Annotated in this window: 13 protein-coding genes; 7 read left to right on the top strand and 6 right to left on the bottom strand. The window is 69.7% G+C overall.

Annotated features, from left to right (window positions below):
• Window positions 1-3: 3 nt before the first annotated feature.
• Window positions 4-1,692 carry an arginine--tRNA ligase gene (gene argS, locus HDC36_RS21450; RefSeq protein WP_179570904.1) on the bottom strand — a complete coding sequence of 563 codons (1,689 nt, stop codon included), beginning with the start codon at window positions 1,690-1,692 and terminating at the stop codon, window positions 4-6.
• Between the two features lie 166 nt (window positions 1,693-1,858).
• Window positions 1,859-2,533 (bottom strand): DNA repair protein RadC, encoded by a 675-nt coding sequence (radC, locus tag HDC36_RS21445; RefSeq protein WP_179570903.1) that lies wholly within the window; start codon window positions 2,531-2,533, stop codon window positions 1,859-1,861.
• A gap of 97 nt (window positions 2,534-2,630) precedes the next feature.
• Between radC and coaBC the strand changes: the two genes are divergently transcribed.
• From coaBC to HDC36_RS21430, 3 genes are read left to right on the top strand one after another with little or no spacing between them, the layout of a single operon-like run.
• A complete protein-coding gene (gene coaBC / locus HDC36_RS21440; RefSeq protein WP_343204367.1) occupies window positions 2,631-3,893 on the top strand; it encodes a bifunctional phosphopantothenoylcysteine decarboxylase/phosphopantothenate--cysteine ligase CoaBC in 1,263 nt (420 codons plus the stop codon).
• Complete coding sequence (gene dut, locus HDC36_RS21435; RefSeq protein WP_009588584.1) at window positions 3,890-4,360, top strand: dUTP diphosphatase; 471 nt, start codon at window positions 3,890-3,892, stop codon at window positions 4,358-4,360. The genes coaBC and dut overlap by 4 nt, the downstream gene beginning before the upstream one ends.
• Before the next feature lie 15 nt (window positions 4,361-4,375).
• A complete protein-coding gene (locus tag HDC36_RS21430) occupies window positions 4,376-6,718 on the top strand; it encodes a phosphomannomutase/phosphoglucomutase (protein ID WP_179570902.1) in 2,343 nt (780 codons plus the stop codon).
• Window positions 6,719-7,313: 595 nt separating this feature from the next.
• On the opposite strand, the gene HDC36_RS21425 is transcribed toward HDC36_RS21430, so the two are convergent.
• Window positions 7,314-7,994 carry a hypothetical protein gene (locus HDC36_RS21425; protein ID WP_179570901.1) on the bottom strand — a complete coding sequence of 227 codons (681 nt, stop codon included), beginning with the start codon at window positions 7,992-7,994 and terminating at the stop codon, window positions 7,314-7,316.
• Window positions 7,995-8,009: 15 nt separating this feature from the next.
• Window positions 8,010-8,669, bottom strand: coding sequence for an orotate phosphoribosyltransferase (gene pyrE / locus HDC36_RS21420; RefSeq protein WP_179570900.1), 660 nt, complete (start codon window positions 8,667-8,669; stop codon window positions 8,010-8,012).
• 210 nt (window positions 8,670-8,879) lie between these two features.
• Here pyrE and HDC36_RS21415 point away from each other — a divergent pair, with 210 nt between their 5' ends.
• The 3 genes from HDC36_RS21415 (at window position 8,880) to HDC36_RS21405 (ending at window position 11,291) form a co-directional block, all read left to right on the top strand.
• Complete coding sequence (locus HDC36_RS21415; RefSeq protein WP_179570899.1) at window positions 8,880-9,680, top strand: exodeoxyribonuclease III; 801 nt, start codon at window positions 8,880-8,882, stop codon at window positions 9,678-9,680.
• Entirely contained in the window at window positions 9,677-10,993 is a 1,317-nt protein-coding gene (locus HDC36_RS21410) for an MFS transporter (RefSeq protein ID WP_179570898.1), read from the top strand. Before HDC36_RS21415 ends, HDC36_RS21410 begins: the two co-directional genes overlap by 4 nt.
• Window positions 10,994-11,063: 70 nt before the next feature.
• Window positions 11,064-11,291, top strand: coding sequence for a hypothetical protein (locus HDC36_RS21405; protein ID WP_145706592.1), 228 nt, complete (start codon window positions 11,064-11,066; stop codon window positions 11,289-11,291).
• A gap of 41 nt (window positions 11,292-11,332) precedes the next feature.
• Here HDC36_RS21405 and HDC36_RS21400 read toward each other — a convergent pair whose 3' ends face one another.
• Together HDC36_RS21400 and HDC36_RS21395 are read right to left on the bottom strand one after the other, a co-directional pair.
• On the bottom strand, window positions 11,333-12,463 hold the full coding sequence (locus HDC36_RS21400; protein WP_179570897.1) for an anhydro-N-acetylmuramic acid kinase: 1,131 nt from the start codon (window positions 12,461-12,463) through the stop codon (window positions 11,333-11,335).
• 89 nt (window positions 12,464-12,552) lie between these two features.
• The gene (locus tag HDC36_RS21395; RefSeq protein WP_179570896.1) at window positions 12,553-14,022 is read right to left on the bottom strand and encodes a M23 family metallopeptidase; all 1,470 of its coding nucleotides are present in this window, start codon (window positions 14,020-14,022) and stop codon (window positions 12,553-12,555) included.
• Window positions 14,023-14,189: 167 nt separating this feature from the next.
• Between HDC36_RS21395 and tyrS the strand changes: the two genes are divergently transcribed.
• Window positions 14,190-15,401: a tyrosine--tRNA ligase gene (gene tyrS, locus HDC36_RS21390; protein WP_179570895.1), complete on the top strand. Its 1,212-nt coding sequence runs from the start codon at window positions 14,190-14,192 to the stop codon at window positions 15,399-15,401.
• Window positions 15,402-15,747 lie beyond the last annotated feature (346 nt).

Raw genomic sequence — 15,747 nt, 5'->3', positions numbered from 1 at the left:
CACTCACATTTTTTCCGGGGCGGACACGCCCAGGAGGTTCAGGCCGTTGGCCAGCACTTGCTGCGCCGCCACGGCCAGGGTCAGCTTGGCGTTGCGCTCGCCCGCATCGTCCACCAGCACCGGGGTGCCGTGGTACCAGGTGTGGAACGCGGTCGCCAGTTCGCGCAGGTATTGCGCGATCAGGTGCGGCTCCAGCACATGCCCCGCATTCTCCACCACTTCCGGGTAGCGCGAGAGTTCCAGCATCAGTTCCAGCGAGGTCGCATCGTTCAGCCGGTTCAGCTGGCCCAGGCCGTCGGCCTGGTCGTAGTCCAGTTTCTTCTCCTGCGCCTGGCGCAGCAGGCTGCACACCCGGGCATGCGCGTACTGCACGTAGAACACCGGATTGTCGTTGCTCTGCTGGCGCGCCAGGTCGATGTCGAAGGTCAGCTGCGAATCGGGCTTGCGCGCGATCAGGAACCAGCGCGTGGCATCGCGGCCGGCTTCCTCGATCAGGTCGCGCAGGGTCAGGTAGCTGCCGGCGCGCTTGGACAGCTTCACTTCCTCGCCGCCGCGCATCACCGTGACCATCTGGTGCAGCACGTACTCGGGCCAGCCCTTGGGGATGCCCAGGTCCATCGCCTGCAGGCCGGCGCGCACCCGCGCCAGCGAGCCGTGGTGGTCGGCGCCCAGTTCGGTGATCGCACGCACGTAGCCGCGCTGCCACTTGCTCAGGTGATAGGCCACGTCCGGCACGAAGTAGGTATAGCTGCCGTCGGACTTGCGCATCACGCGGTCCTTGTCGTCGCCGAAATCGGTCGATTTCAGCCACAGCGCACCGCCTTCCTCGTAGGTGTGGCCGGAGGCGACCAGCTTCTGCACCGCCTCCTCGACCTTGCCGTCGCGGTACAGCGAGCTTTCCAGGAAGTAGATGTCGAAGTCCACGCCGAACGCGGCCAGGTCGTGGTTCTGCTCGTTGCGCAGGTAGGCCACGGCGAAGCGGCGGATCGCCTCCAGGTCGTTCGGATCCTTGGAGCCGGTGACCAGGTTGCCTTCCAGGTCCACCGAGTCGCCGGCCAGGTAGGCGTTGGCCACGTCCTGGATGTAGTCGCCGCGGTAGCCTTCTTCCGGCCAGTCGGGACTGTCGGGGGTCTTGCCCTGCGCGCGCGCCTGCACCGAGCGCGCCAGGTTCTCGATCTGGCCGCCGCCGTCGTTGTAGTAGAACTCGCGCTTGGCGTTCCAGCCGTTGGCCTCGAGCAGCCGCGCCAGGCAGTCGCCGATCGCCGCAGCGCGGCCGTGGCCCACGTGCAGCGGGCCGGTCGGGTTGGCCGAGACGTATTCCACGCCCACGGTGCGGCCATTGCCGACCAGGCTGCGGCCGTAGTCCTCGCCCTGCTTGAGCACCGCCAGCACTTCGCGCTGGTAGGCGCTGGGGCTGAGGTGGAAGTTGATGAAGCCGGGGCCGGCGATCTCGACCCGGGTCACCTCGTCGCTGGCCGGCAGCGCGGCGACCAACTGCTGCGCCAGCGCGCGCGGATTGCCGCGCGCGGCCTTGGCCAGCAGCATCGCGGCATTGGTGGCGAAGTCGCCGTGCTCGCGGGTCTTGGGCCGTTCGACCACGAAGTCCGGCGGCAGGGTGTCGGCCGGCAGGGTGCCGTTGGCGCGCAAGGCTTCGATGCCTTGACCGATCAGGGCGCGGAGTTGGGATTTCACGTGATCTCTGCTTGAAGCGCGGAACCGGCGATTTTACCCGACCCGCCGCCTCCCGGCCCGTGCCGGGTTCAGCCCGACCTCAGGCCGTCCGACGATGGCGGATCGGGATTGGGCCTCTGCGTTGGGCAACGCCGCCGCCGCGCTGCCACGGTTCCCGGATTCCGGCTCAGGCCCAGCCGCGCGCCGCCATCGACACCGGCGCCCCGTCGCCGACGATGAAATGGTCCAGCAAGCGGATGTCCACCAAGCCCAGCGCCTGTTTCAGCCGGTGGGTGACGGCGCGGTCGGCGGGTGAGGGTTCCGAGTTCCCCGATGGGTGGTTGTGGCCGATGATCACCGCGGCCGCGTTGTGCGCCAGCGCGCGCCGCACCACTTCGCGCGGATGCACCTCGGCGCCGTCCAGGGTGCCATGGGACAGTTCCTCGAACGCCAGCGAGCGGTGCTTGGTGTCCAGGAACAGCACCGCGAACACTTCGTGCGGCCATGCCCGCAGCCGTTGCGCGAAGTAGCGGCCGGCCGCCCCCGGATCGGTCAGGGTGGTGCCGCGTTCAAGCTCGGCGGCCAGGTGGCGCTTGGCCAGCTCCAGCGCCGCCGACAGCTTGCAGGCCCGTGCCGGGCCGAGCCCCGGCAGGCGGACCAGCTCGCGTGGCGGGCGGTCCAGCAGCATGCGCAGCGGTCCATGCCGATGCAGCAGGTCGCGCGAGGTCCGCACTGCGTCGCTGCCGGGCAGGCCGGAGCCGAGGAAGATCGCCAGCAGTTCGGCGTCGGAGAGGGCGCCGGGACCGCGTGCCAGCAGCTTTTCCCTGGGGCGTTCGGCATCGGGCCAGTCGTTTATGTGCATATCGCCAGATTGGCGGGCGATATGGCGCAACGGTATCAGGGCCGCAAAGGGCCATCGGGTAAGCTAATCGTTCTTGCATGGGTAGGACATTCCCGACGTGACCGGTACTTTCGAGGGGCCCCTGCAGGGGCGGCGTGTGCTGTTGTGCGTGGGCGGCGGCATCGCTGCCTACAAGGCGCTGGAGCTGGTGCGGCGGCTGCGCGAGGCGGGTGCCGAGGTGCAGGTGGCGATGACCGCCGGCGCGCAGCAGTTCGTCACGCCGCTGAGCTTCCAGGCGCTGTCCGCGCACCCGACCCGCACCAGCCTGTGGGACAGCGCCGCCGAGCAGGCGATGGGCCATCTGGAGCTGGCACGCTGGGCCGATCGCGTGGTGGTGGCGCCGGCCACCGCCGACCTGCTGGCGCGGCTCGCCCACGGCCTGGCCGACGATCTGGTGACCACGCTGTGCCTGGCCACCAACGCGCCGCTGACCGTGTGCCCGGCGATGAACCACCGCATGTGGCTGCACCCCGCCACCCAGGCCAATGTCGCCACGCTGCGCCAACGCGGCGCCAGCGTGGTCGGGCCGAACGACGGCCCGCTGGCCGAGGGCGAGTCCGGCCCCGGACGCCTGGCCGAACCGGAAGAGATCGTCGCCGCGCTGGCCGCTGGCCGCGCCGCGGCTGCGGCGCCCCTTGCGGCGCCCACGCCGGTCGCGGCCAGCGCCGGTGGCGGCGCGCTGCACGGCCTGCGCCTGCTGATCAGCGCCGGCCCCACCTACGAAGACCTGGATCCGGTGCGCTACCTCGGCAACCGCAGCAGCGGCAAGATGGGCTATGCCCTGGCCGCCGCGGCCGCGCGGCAGGGCGCGTCGGTGGTGCTGGTCAGCGGCCCGGTGCACCTGCCCACGCCCGACGGCGTGCAGCGCATCGACGTGCGGTCGGCGGCGCAGATGCGCGAAGCGGTGCTGGGCGCGCTGCCCGCCGACATCTACATCGGCACCGCCGCGGTCGCCGACTACACGCCCAGGCAGGTCGCCGCGCAGAAGATCAAGAAGAGCGGCGAGATGCTGACCCTGGAGCTGGTGCGCACGCCCGACATCCTGGCCGAGGTCGCCGCCCAGACCCAGGCGCTGAAGCTGGTGGTCGGCTTCGCCGCCGAGACTCACGACATCGAGCGCTACGCGCGTGGCAAACTCAACGACAAACACCTGGACCTGATCATCGCCAACCAGGTGGGGGTGGCCGGCAACGGCTTCGAGAGCGACCAGAATGCCGCCACCGCCTACTGGCAACAGGGCGCGCGCAGCTTCCCGGCCGTGTCCAAGGCGCAACTGGCCGAACAATTGCTGGCCCTGATCGCGGAGCGACTGCACGCATGACCATTCCGACGCCGTACCCGCTGCAGGTCAAACTGCTCGACCCGCGCTTCGGCGACAGCTGGCCGCTGCCGGACTACGCCACCGAAGCCAGCGCCGGGCTCGATCTGCGCGCGGCCACCGAGGCGCCGCTGACCCTGGCGCCGGGCGATACCGCGCTGATCCCCAGCGGGCTGTCCATCTACATCGCCGATCCGCAGCTGTGCGCGGTGGTGTTGCCGCGTTCCGGGCTGGGCCATCGCCACGGCATCGTGCTCGGCAACGGCACCGGCCTGATCGATGCCGACTACCAGGGGCCGCTGCTGATCAGCGTCTGGAACCGCGGCCGCGAGCCGTTCACCATCGCCCCCGGCGACCGCATCGCGCAACTGGTGGTGATGCCGGTCGTGCGCGTTGCCCTGCAGGTGGTGGATACTTTCGCCGACAGCGCCAGGGGAACGGGTGGATTCGGCCATACCGGAGTGCGCTGACAGGGGATCGTCTGCATGAGCGAGGCAACACAACGGCCGCCGGCGCCGGAGGGTTTGCGCAAGGCGGCGCCGCTGCTGGCGCTGCTGCTGGCCGCGCTGGCCGGCTGGTTCGGCTGGAGCGGCGCGCAGCAATGGCGCAACGAACAAAGCGCCACGGAACTGCAGCAGGCGCGCGACGCAGTGGTGGCGCAGACCTCGCAGGCGCTGGCGGCGGTCGCCAAGCGCTTCGCCGCGCAACTGCAGCAGCCCGCGGTGCAGGCGGCCCTGGCGCGCGGCGACGCGACCGCGGCGGCGCAGGCGTTGCGCGAGGGCTGGAAGGACGCGGAAGACGCACACGTGCTGCCCGCCGACCTGAGCGCCGGCTACGCCGACGCGGGCGGCTTCGGCTATGGCCGCCTGGCGCTGCTGGAAAAGGCGTTGCTGACCGACGCCGTCGCCAGCGCGGTGGTGCGCGACGGTGGTGGGGCGCGACTGGGGCTGGCCGCGCCGGTGAGCCTGGACACGGGCGCCGGCGTCGCCTACCTGCGCCTGCCGCTGCGCGTGCTGACCGCACCGGTGGCGCAGGCCGCGGTTCCGGCCAGCGGCTATCTGGCGCTGCGCCAGGGCAGCTACGACGTGGTCGGCGCCGGCGATGCCGGCTTGGCCGACCATGGCGACGCGTTGTCGCGGCCGATCGGCACGACCGGGCTGCGGGTGGTCGCGGCGTTGCCCGACGCCGAGCTCGGCCCGCTCGGCCTGGACGCGCTGCCCTGCCTGATCGTCGCCGGCCTGCTCGGCTTCTTGGCCTTGGCGGTGCTGCTGGCCGCGCGCGGCCGCCTGCCGCGGCCGCGCCGCGCCAAGGCCGCCGCCGCGGCGGCCGAGCAGGAGCCCACCCTGCGGCAGAGCCTGCAGCACCGGGAACCGCCACCGGCACCGCCGCTGCCCGAAGGCGAGAGCGCGCCGGCCAGGGCGGTTCCGGCACTGACCGTGCCGGCCGCCATCTTCCGCGCCTACGACATCCGCGGCGTGGTCGGTCGCGATCTCAGCCCGCAGGTCGCCGCCTTGATTGGCCAGGCGATCGGCGCGGTGATGCAGGAGCAGGGCCTGAACGAGGTGGTGGTCGGCCGCGACGGCCGCCTGTCCGGCCCGGAACTGTCGGCGGCGCTGATCGACGGCCTGCGCCGCGCCGGCTGCCACGTCACCGACATCGGCCTGGCGCCGACCCCGGTGGTGTATTTCGCCAGCTTCCACCTGCGTGCCGGCAGTTGCGTGGCGGTGACCGGCAGCCACAACCCGCCGGACTACAACGGTTTCAAGATCGTGGTCGGCGGCGAGACGCTGTCCGGTGCGGCGATCACCGACCTGTACGCGCGGATCAGCGAAGGCCGCCTGCCGACCGCCGCCGAACCGGGGCGGCTGGAGCAGCGCGACGTCGGCGACGACTACATCCAGCGCATCGCCGACGACGTGCAGCTGGATCGCCCGCTCAAGGTGGTGGCCGATGCCGGCAACGGCGTGGGCGGCGAACTGGCGCCGCGGCTGCTGGAGGCGATCGGCGCGGAGGTCATCCCGCTGTACTGCGACGTCGACGGCACCTTCCCCAACCATCACCCCGATCCCAGCGAGCCGCACAACCTGGAAGACCTGATCCAGACCGTGAAGCGCTTCGACGCCGACCTGGGCATCGCCTTCGACGGCGATGCCGACCGGCTCGGCGTGGTCACCAAGGAAGGCACGGTGATCTACCCCGATCGCCTGCTGATGCTGTTCGCTGCCGACGTGCTGCAGCGCAACCCCGGCGCGCTGGTGATCTACGACGTCAAGTGCACCGGCAAGCTGTCGGACTACGTGCTGCGCAACGGCGGCAGCCCGATGGTGTGGAAGACCGGGCATTCGCTGATCAAGGCGAAGATGCGCGAGACCGACGCCGAACTGGCCGGCGAAATGAGCGGCCACTTCTTCTTCAAGGAACGCTGGTACGGCTTCGACGACGGCCTGTACGCGGCGGCGCGGCTGCTGGAGATCCTGGCGCAGCGCGAGGAGAGCCCGTCCGAGGTGCTGGCCGAGCTGCCCGACAGCGTGTCCACGCCGGAGATCAAGCTGCCGCTGGCCGACGGGCAGGACGCGCATGCGCTGGTCGCGCAGCTGGTCGCCATCGCGCAGCAGGAAGGCTCGGCGTTCGCCGGTGCGCGGCTGCTCACCATCGATGGCCTGCGTGCGGACTTCGCCGACGGCTGGGGCCTGGTGCGCGCGTCCAACACCACGCCGGTGCTGGTGCTGCGCTTCGAGGCCGACACCACTGCCGCGCTGGAGCGGATCAAGGACCTGTTCCGCAGCCAGTTGCAGGCGCTGCTGCCGTCGCTGGCGGCGGGGTTCTGAGGCGCATGCCGTGTACGCCCGGCGCAGTGCCGGGCGAGGCGGCGTAGCGCGGCCGGCACGCGGAGTGGTGTGGAAACGGCTTCAGCCCGCGACAGGGTTGCCGAGAGCGCAGCGATTCCGGGCGGCGCTCGTCGCGGTTGAAACCGCTCCTACTGGAAGCGCGGCCAACTCGCTGGGTGTGCTGCAGGAGGGGCTTCAGCCCCGACTCCAACCGAAGCCGCGCAGACATCCGGGCTTCGCTCGTCGCGACTGAAGTCGCTCCCACAAGGGACTCGCGGCCAACTCGCTGGGTGCACTGTAGGAGGGACTTCAGTCCCGACTCCAGCCGAAGCCGCCCAGGCGTCCGGGCTTCGTTCGTCGCGACTGAAGTCGCTCCTACAAGGGGCTCGCGGCCAACTCGCTGGGTGCACTGTGGGAGGGACTTCAGTCCCGACTCCAGCCGAAGCCGCCCAGGCGTCCGGGCTTCGTTCGTCGCGACTGGAGTCGCTCCCACAAGGGACTTGCGGCCTACTTGCTGGATGCACTGTGGGAGGAACTTCAGTCCCGGCATCCCTGCCGCGGCGACCTGGCTAGCGCCGCTGGCCGCGCGCTGCGCTTAGCCGCTGTTCGCCGGCGCAGCCGGCGCCGTTCCGGTCCCGGGCCGCTTCGCCGCACGATAGCGTTGCAGCGCGTCGTCGATTTCCTGGTTCAGGCCGAGCCGCTGCTGTTCGAAGTTCTTCTGCATGCGCAGCTGCCACAGCAGCGCGCGATGCCGCTGCTGCACGTCCTCGACGATCTTGCCGGTCACCTTCTGCCCGGCCAGTTCGCGCGCGCCGGCGTTGGCCAGCAGGCCGACCAGCCCTTCGCGCAGGCTGTTGACGTTGTAGCGCGCGGTGTTGATGTTGTTGTCGACGATGCCGATGCGCTCGGAGAACACCCGGCGCAATTCCTCTTCGGTCTGGAACGACAGCAGCATCGCCTGGTCGGTGCGCTTGCGCGTCTCCAGCGCCGCCTGGTCGGCGCGCTGCTGCGCGGCATCGGCGGCGGCCGCGGCGCGCTCCTCGGCATTCAGCGCACGGCCGACCGCGCCGCTGCGCATCCCGCTCTTGGCGTTGAACTCGTCGCGCGCCTGGTTCACCGCTTCCGGCGGCAGCGCATCGCTGCATACGCGCTGCCCGCCCTGGTTCCAGCAGTACAGCTTCTTGGATGGCGCCGGCTGCGCTGCTGCCGGCAACGCAATCAGCGCGAGCAGGACCGGCAACGCGGCCCGGCCCCACGGTCGTTGGATCGGCATCATGGCAGCCCCCTGCTGTCAGCCTGACGGATCGCAGCCGTAGCGTGCCCGGTAGGCCAGCAGCGGTTCGCGGAAGCCGACAAGGTCCGCGTTTCCATCGATGAATGCAAGCAGATCGCCCAGGTGCGCGACCGACACCACAGGAACGCCGGCCTCCGCCGCCACCGCCTGCGCCGCCGAGCGCCGGTCGTGCTCGCCGGCGATCTCCTGCCGGTCCAGCGCGACCAGGATCGCCGCCGGGATGCCGCCGGCCTCGCGGATGATCGCCAGCGCCTCGCGGATCGCGGTGCCGGCGGTGATCACGTCGTCCACGATCAGCACCCGGCGCCCGGCCAGCGGCGCGCCGATCAGGCTGCCGCCTTCGCCATGGGTCTTGGCTTCCTTGCGGTTGAACGCCAGCGGCAGGTTGCGGTCGCGCTGCGCGTACTCGCAGGCCAGCGCGGTCGCCAGCGGAATGCCCTTGTAGGCCGGGCCGAACAGCAGATCGAAGTCGAGCCCGGCGGCGTCGGCCGCATCGGCGTAGCACGCCGCCAGGCGCGCCACCGTGCTCCCGGAATCGAAGCGCCCGGCATTGAAGAAATAGGGGCTGACGCGCCCGGACTTCAGCGTGAACTCGCCGAAGCGCAGCGCCTGCGCATCCAGGGCCAATTGCAGGAAACGTTGCCGGTAGTCGGTCATTGGGGAGCCGGGATTCGGGATTGGGGATGACGGGATTCGTGAAAGCATAGCCGGTCGCGGCCATGCGGCGTCCACGCATGGGTACGCTTTCATGAATCCCCGATGCAATGCCTGGATTGGTGAACACATAGCGGGTTACGACCATGCAGTGTCCACGCATGGGGTACGCTTTCACGAATCTCCAATCCCTCCATCCCGAATCCCCGCTCTATGCGTATCGTCAGTTTCAATGCCAACGGCCTGCGTTCGGCCGCCACCAAGGGCTTCTTCGAGTGGTTTTCCGGCCAGCACGCCGATGTGCTGTGCGTGCAGGAAACCAAGGCGCAGGAGCATCAGCTGGCCGGGCCGGCGTTCCTGCCGGACGGCTACCGCGCCTGGTTCCGCGATGCCAGCACCAAGAAGGGCTACAGCGGCGTGGCCATCTACAGCAAGCGCGAGCCGGACGAGGTGCGTACCGCGCTGGGCTGGCCCGAGTTCGACGAGGAGGGCCGCTACCTGGAGGCGCGCTTCGGCAACCTGAGCGTGGTCTCGTTCTACATTCCCTCCGGCTCGTCCGGCGAACTGCGCCAGGGCTACAAGTTCCAGGTCATGGACTGGCTGCGGCCGATCCTGGCCGAATGGCTGGCCAGCGGCCGCGACTACGTGCTGTGCGGCGACTGGAACATCGTGCGCTCGGCGCTGGACATCAAGAACTGGAAGTCCAACCAGAAGAATTCCGGCTGCCTGCCGGCCGAGCGCGACTGGCTCAACGGCCTGTGCGCCGATCGCGCCGAAGACGCCGATCCGGCCAGCGGCCGCGGCTGGGTCGACGCCTACCGCGCCCTGCACCCGGAGGGCCAGGACTACACCTGGTGGAGCAACCGCGGCGCCGCGCGCGCCAACGACGTGGGTTGGCGCATCGACTACCAGTTCGTGACCCCGACGCTGCGCGAGCGCCTGCAGGGCTGCGCGATCTATACCGCGCAGCGCTTCTCCGACCATGCGCCGTTCGTGGTGGACTACCGCGAATGAGCCAGGCCGCGTCCGCGCCGGCCTCCTACAAGGGCTGGGCCGGGATCAAGCGCGCCTTCGCCACGCCGTCGGCGGCGACGATGGCGCTGCTGGGCTTCGGCAGCGGCCTGCCGTTCCTGTTGATCGCCTCGCAGACCCTGTCCACGCGCTTGCGCGACGTCGGCCTGGACCTGGGCAGCATCGGCCTGATCAGCCTGGCCAGCTTCTTCTACCTGCTCAAGTTCCTGTGGGCGCCGCTGCTGGATCGCTATCCGTTCCCGTTGGTCGCGTTCCTGGGCCGGCGCCGCTCGTGGCTGCTGGTGTCGCAGCTGGGGGTCACGATCGGCCTGGCGGCGCTGGCGCTGATGCGTCCGGAGTTGAGCATCGGCGGCCTGGTGCTGTGGGTGCTGATCGCCTCCTTCGCCGGCGCCACCCAGGATTCGGTGGTCGATGCGTACCGGATCGAGATCGCCCCGGCGACGGCGCAGGCCGCGCTCGCCGCGACCTACACCTTCGGCTACCGCATCGGCCTGATCCTGTCCGGCGCCGGCGCGCTGTACCTGGCCCAGTTCGGCGACTGGACCCTGGCCTATCTGGTGATGGCCGGGCTGATGCTGCTGCCGATCGCCACCACCTTGCTGTGCCGCGAACCGGAGGTGCCGGCGGCCACGGTGGTGCGCAAGATCGACGTGGTCGGCGCGTTCTGGCAGCCGATTTCCAGCTTCTTCACCAGCAACGGCCTGGCGCTGGGGCTGGGGCTGCTGCTGTTCGTGGGCCTGTTCAAGTTTCCCGACCAGGTGATCGGGGTGATGTCCGGCCCGTTCTACCTCGATTCGGGTTTCAGCAAGGCCGACATCGCCACCGTCTCCAAGCTGTTCGGGGTGTGGATGGGCATCGCCGGCGCGTTCGCCGGCGGCCTGGCGGTGGCGGCGTTCGGCTTCCGGCGCATGCTGTTCGTCGCCGCGCTGGGTGTGGCGCTGTCGAACCTGGCGTTCCTGCTGATGGCCCACCATCCCGGGCAGCTGTGGTCGTTCTACGCCGCGCTCAGCGCCGACAACCTGTTCCAGGGCTTCGCCGGCACCGTGCTGGTCGCGTTCATGTCGTCGCTGACCGACCGCAACTTCACCGCCACCCAGTACGCGCTGCTGGTGTCGCTGGCCAACCTGCCGGGCAAGTTCGTCGGCGGCGCTTCCGGCTACATCGTCGAGGCCACGTCCTACAGCACCTTCTTCGTGCTCAGCGCGTTCACGGTGATTCCGACCCTGCTGCTGCTGGCCTGGCTGTGGCCGCGGATCCGCGAACAACCGGCCCCCGCCGCGCCGCAGGCGGATTGAAAGCCCGCTCGGAGTTGCGGATGATGCACGGCAGCGCATGGGGTGCGCCGCCGTCCGTCAGGGAGTCCGCATGACCGATCTGCTGTTGCGCGACATCGACCCCATCCTGGTCGATCGGATCCGCCGCATCGCCGTGGCCCGCGGTTGGACCCAGCACCAGACCGTGCTCAACCTGATCGAGCAGGGCCTGTTCGCCAGCGAGCATGAAGTGCGCAGCGGCTTCGAGAACCCGGAAGTGGATGCCTTGTCCGAGGCGATCGCCGCGTTGCGCGAACTGCCGGCCGGCGCCGGCTTCTGAGCCGCGCGTCGGTGCCGTGACGCGGGCCGCTGCCGTTGCGGTCAGGCCAGGTGGATCGCCCCGAGGATGCGCGGCCCACGCGCGCCGCTGACCGAAGGCAGATTGCCGGGCAGCCCGGCCAGGGTCTGCCGCGCCAGCCAGGCGAAGCCCATCGCTTCCACGTAGTCCGGATCCAGGCCAAGCGCCTGCGTGGACAGCACCTGCACGCCCGGCAGCCGTGCCTGCAGCCGCGCCAGCAACAGCGGGTTGTGCACGCCGCCGCCGCAGACCAGCAGTTGCCGGGTCGCCGGCTGCTGCGCCAGCAGCGCGTCGGCCACGGTGGCCGCGGTCAGTTCCAGCAAGGTCGCCTGCACCGCCGCGGCAGGATGCGCGGTGGGCTCCAGCAGCGCATCCACCCAGCGCAGGTGGAACTGTTCGCGCCCGGTGCTCTTGGGCGGGGCCAGCGCGAACCAGGGATCGGCCAGCAAGCGCTGCAGCAGGCCGTCGTCGACCTGGCCGCTGGCGGCGAAGGCGCCGCCGGCATCGTAGGGCTGGCCCAGATGCCGCTGGCACCAGGCATCGAGCAGTGCGTTGGCCGGGCCGGTGTCGAACCCACGCACGCTGCCGTGCGCCGGCAGCAGGGTCAGGTTGCCGATCCCGCCCAGGTTCAGCACCGCGCGGTCCTCGTGCGCATCTCCGAGCATCGCCGCATGGAAGGCCGGCATCAGGGGCGCGCCGTGGCCGCCGGCGGCCACGTCGCGGCGGCGGAAGTCGCACACCGTGGCGATGCCGGTCAGCTCGGCGATGCGGTTGCCGTCGCCCAGTTGCCAGGTGAAGGCCGGATCGGCCAACGGCCGGTGGCGCACGGTCTGGCCGTGCGAGCCGATCGCGCGCACCTCGGCAGGCGCGACGCCGGCCTCCTCGAGCAGCCGCAGTGCGGCCTCGGCGAAGGCGATCGCCACCTCCGCATCGAGCCGGCCCAGCGTGTCCAGCGAATCGATCTCGCCGCCTTCGCTCAGCGCGATCAGCGCCTCGCGCTGACGCGGCGCCCAGGCATAGGTGCGGCCCAGGCGCAGCTGCGCCTGGCCATCGGCGCCGAAGCGCACCAGCGCGGCGTCGATGCCATCGGCACTGGTGCCGGACATCAGACCGAGAAACAGGGACGCGTCGTCGATTGCGATCGGATCGGGCATTGCGGGCACCAGGCAGCGTCAGTAGCGCAGCGTGGGCGAGGGGCGGCGGCGCGTCAATCCGCGCCGCCGTGGCGGGGCCGCTTTGCGGCTCAGCCGGCGTCGCTGGACTGCGCCGACCTGGCCGAGGCGACGGTCTTCTTCTTCTTCGCCGGGGTGTCGCCCTTCGCCGGTGCGGCGTCGGCGTAGATCAGCTTCTCCACGCGCTGGATGCGCGCCAGTGCGGGCGAGGTCTGCGCACGGAACGCGGCCAGCTCGGTGCCGGCCAGCGGCGTCGGCGGCGGCATGGTCACCGAGGCCGGATTGCGCTGCACGCCGTCCACACGGAATTCGTAATGCAGGTGCGGGCCGGTGGCCATGCCGGTCATGCCGACGAAGCCGATCACCGTGCCCTGGTTGATGCGCTGGCCGGGCTTGATCCCGCCGAAGCGCGACATGTGCCCGTACAGCGTGCTGTAGCCCTTGCCGTGGTCCAGGATCACCACGTTGCCGTAGCCGCGCTGGGTGCCGACGAACTGCACCCGCGCATCGCCGGCGGCCATGATCGGCGTGCCCGACGGCGCCGCGTAGTCGATGCCCTTGTGCATGCGCATGGTGCCCAGCACCGGATGCTTGCGCGCGCCGAAGGTCGAGCTGATGCGGCTGTAGGACACCGGCATGCGGATGAAGCTCTTCTTCAGCGGCCGCCCGCTGACGTCGAAGTACTCGGCCGGCTTGCCGTCGCGCTCGAAGCGGAAGCCGCTGTAGGTCTTGCCGCGGGTGGTGAAGGTCGCCGCCAGGATCTTGCTGGTGTCGATCCGCTCGCCTTCGCGCCAGGTCTCGTCCATCACCACGCTGAAGCGGTCGCCCGGCTGCAGGTCCTTGTCGAAGTCGATGTCGTACTTGAAGATCTCGTCGGTCATCGTCGCGATCGCCGACGGCGACAGCCCCGCCTTGCGCGCGGCCACGTACAGCGAGCTGGTGATTTCGCCGCTGATGACCGCGGTGCGGGTGCTGGTCTCGCGCTCGGTCACCTTTTCGCGGATGTCGTCGCCGAGCAGCGACAGTTCCACGCGATGGGTGGCGTCGCGGTCGAAGCGGATGCCGCGCAGGCTGCCGGCCACCGGCAGGTCGAAGCCGATCTCGGCGCCGGGGCGCAGCTTGGTCAGCGCCTCGCGCGTGCCGGGGTGGTCCAGTACCTGATGCATCACCGTGGCCGGGATGTCGAGCTGTTCGAACACCGCGCCCAGGGTCTGCCCGGGCTGGATCCGCACCACCTGCCAGCTGTCGCCGGCCACGCCCTGCTGCTGGGCCAGCGAGATCGGCGGCAACGGCAGCGCCAGGGTCGCGTGCGTGGTCTGCAGCGGCACGTCGATCGCATTGGAGAAGCCGGGCACGATCGTGGCCACCAGCGCGCCGATGGTGGCGAACAGGCTGGCGTGGATCCAGTGGCGGCGCGTCCAGCGGCCGGCGGGGAAGTGCTGCGTCAGCTGCCGATGCAGTGCGGTGTCGTGAAGCACATGGAGACGTTGCTGGAAGCGCTGCTTGCGCGCGCGTTCCTGTTCGGTTTCGCTGTTCTGCATCAAGGCTTCCTCATGAGCTCGAAGCGCGAGCTCAAAACTCGGCTACCATAAACATCGATCAACAGCGCGTCAAACCATTGAACCGGCTCAGGTTTTCGCTGGGCGCGCGGTTAACTCGCACTTAACGTCATTCATGTTGCCTGGCGGCAACCCGTCGGAGTTCCGTTTTGTCCACGATTGAAGAGTCTCTTGCCCTGATCGGCCGCGGTGCCGACGAAATCCTCAAGCGCGAGGAACTGGAAGCGCGGTTGCGTGCCGGCCGCCCGTTGCGCGTCAAGGCCGGTTTCGACCCGACCGCGCCGGACCTGCACATCGGCCATACCGTGTTGCTGAACAAGATGCGCCAGTTCCAGCAGCTGGGCCACCAGGTGATTTTCCTGATCGGCGACTTCACCGGCATGATCGGCGACCCCACCGGCAAGAACGTCACGCGCAAGCCGCTGACCCGCGAGGACGTGCTCGCCAACGCGCGCACCTACGAGGAGCAGGTATTCAAGGTGCTGGACCGCGAGCGCACCGAAGTGCGCTTCAACTCCGAGTGGTTCGGGCAGATGAGCGCGGCCGACATGATCCGCCTGGCCGGGCAGCACACGGTGGCGCGCATGCTCGAGCGCGACGACTTCGCCAAGCGCTATGCCGCGCAGCAGTCCATCGCCATCCACGAATTCCTGTATCCGCTGGTGCAGGGCTACGATTCGGTGGCGTTGAAGGCCGACGTCGAGCTGGGCGGCACCGATCAGAAGTTCAACCTGCTGATGGGGCGTGGCCTGCAGGAGCATTACGGACAGCCGGCGCAGATCGTGCTGACCATGCCGTTGCTGGAGGGCCTGGACGGGGTCAACAAGATGTCCAAGTCGCTGGGCAACTACATCGGCATCAGCGAGCCGGCGATCGACATCGTCACCAAGACCATGAAGATCGGCGACGAGCTGATGTGGCGCTGGATCGAGCTGCTGTCCTTCGATATAAGCCTGAACGAAGCGCAGGAACTGAAGCGGCAGGTGCAGGCTGGCGCATTGCACCCGCGCGAAGTGAAGCTGCGCCTGGCCCGCGAGCTGACCACGCGCTTCCACGACGCTGCGGCCGCCGAGCAGGCCATCGTAGGCTGGCATGCGGTGGTGACCGGGCAGGGCGACACCAGCGCATTGCCGCTGCAGGACGTAGCGGTGCCGGCGGAAGGCCTGCGCATCGCCGCGCTGCTGACCGCCGCCGGGCTGACCGCCAGCAACTCCGAAGCCAACCGCAAGCTCAAGGAGCGCGCGGTACGGGTGGAGGGCGAGGTGGTGGAAGATCCGCAGCACAGCTTCGTGCCCGGATTCGAAGGCGTGTTGCAGGTCGGCAAGCGCACCTTCGCGCGCGTGCGCCTGGTCGCGGCCTGAGCACGATGGCGGCCAAACGCCGCCGTCGCTTGGGCTGAAAGGCTCTGGCAGCAGGTTCCACGCCGCGAGATGCTGCGAGCTTATTAGTGTCACGCATCGCATCGGCGCCGACCTGCATCGGCGGAGTGAAAAAATCTTTCACACCCCCTTCCCAAGCGACAGGTTTGCAGCCATACTTTCCCTCCCCCGACGCAACGCCTTGCGGCAACGCAACAGCAACGCGGCGGGGTCGTCAAAAACCTCCTCAAAAAGGTATTGACGGCAACAAAAAAGCCGCTATGATGGGCGGCTCGGTTCAGCGAAAAGCCTTCGGGGTTTGAGCGGAACCGGCGGCAAGACCTCCGAA

This window comes from Xanthomonas sp. JAI131 (genome assembly GCF_013410075.1).
In the GTDB taxonomy this organism is placed as follows: Bacteria; Pseudomonadota; Gammaproteobacteria; order Xanthomonadales; family Xanthomonadaceae; genus Xanthomonas_A; species Xanthomonas_A bonasiae.
Note: the sequence above shows the minus strand (reverse complement) of the source record. Positions and strands in the feature narration are given on the sequence as shown.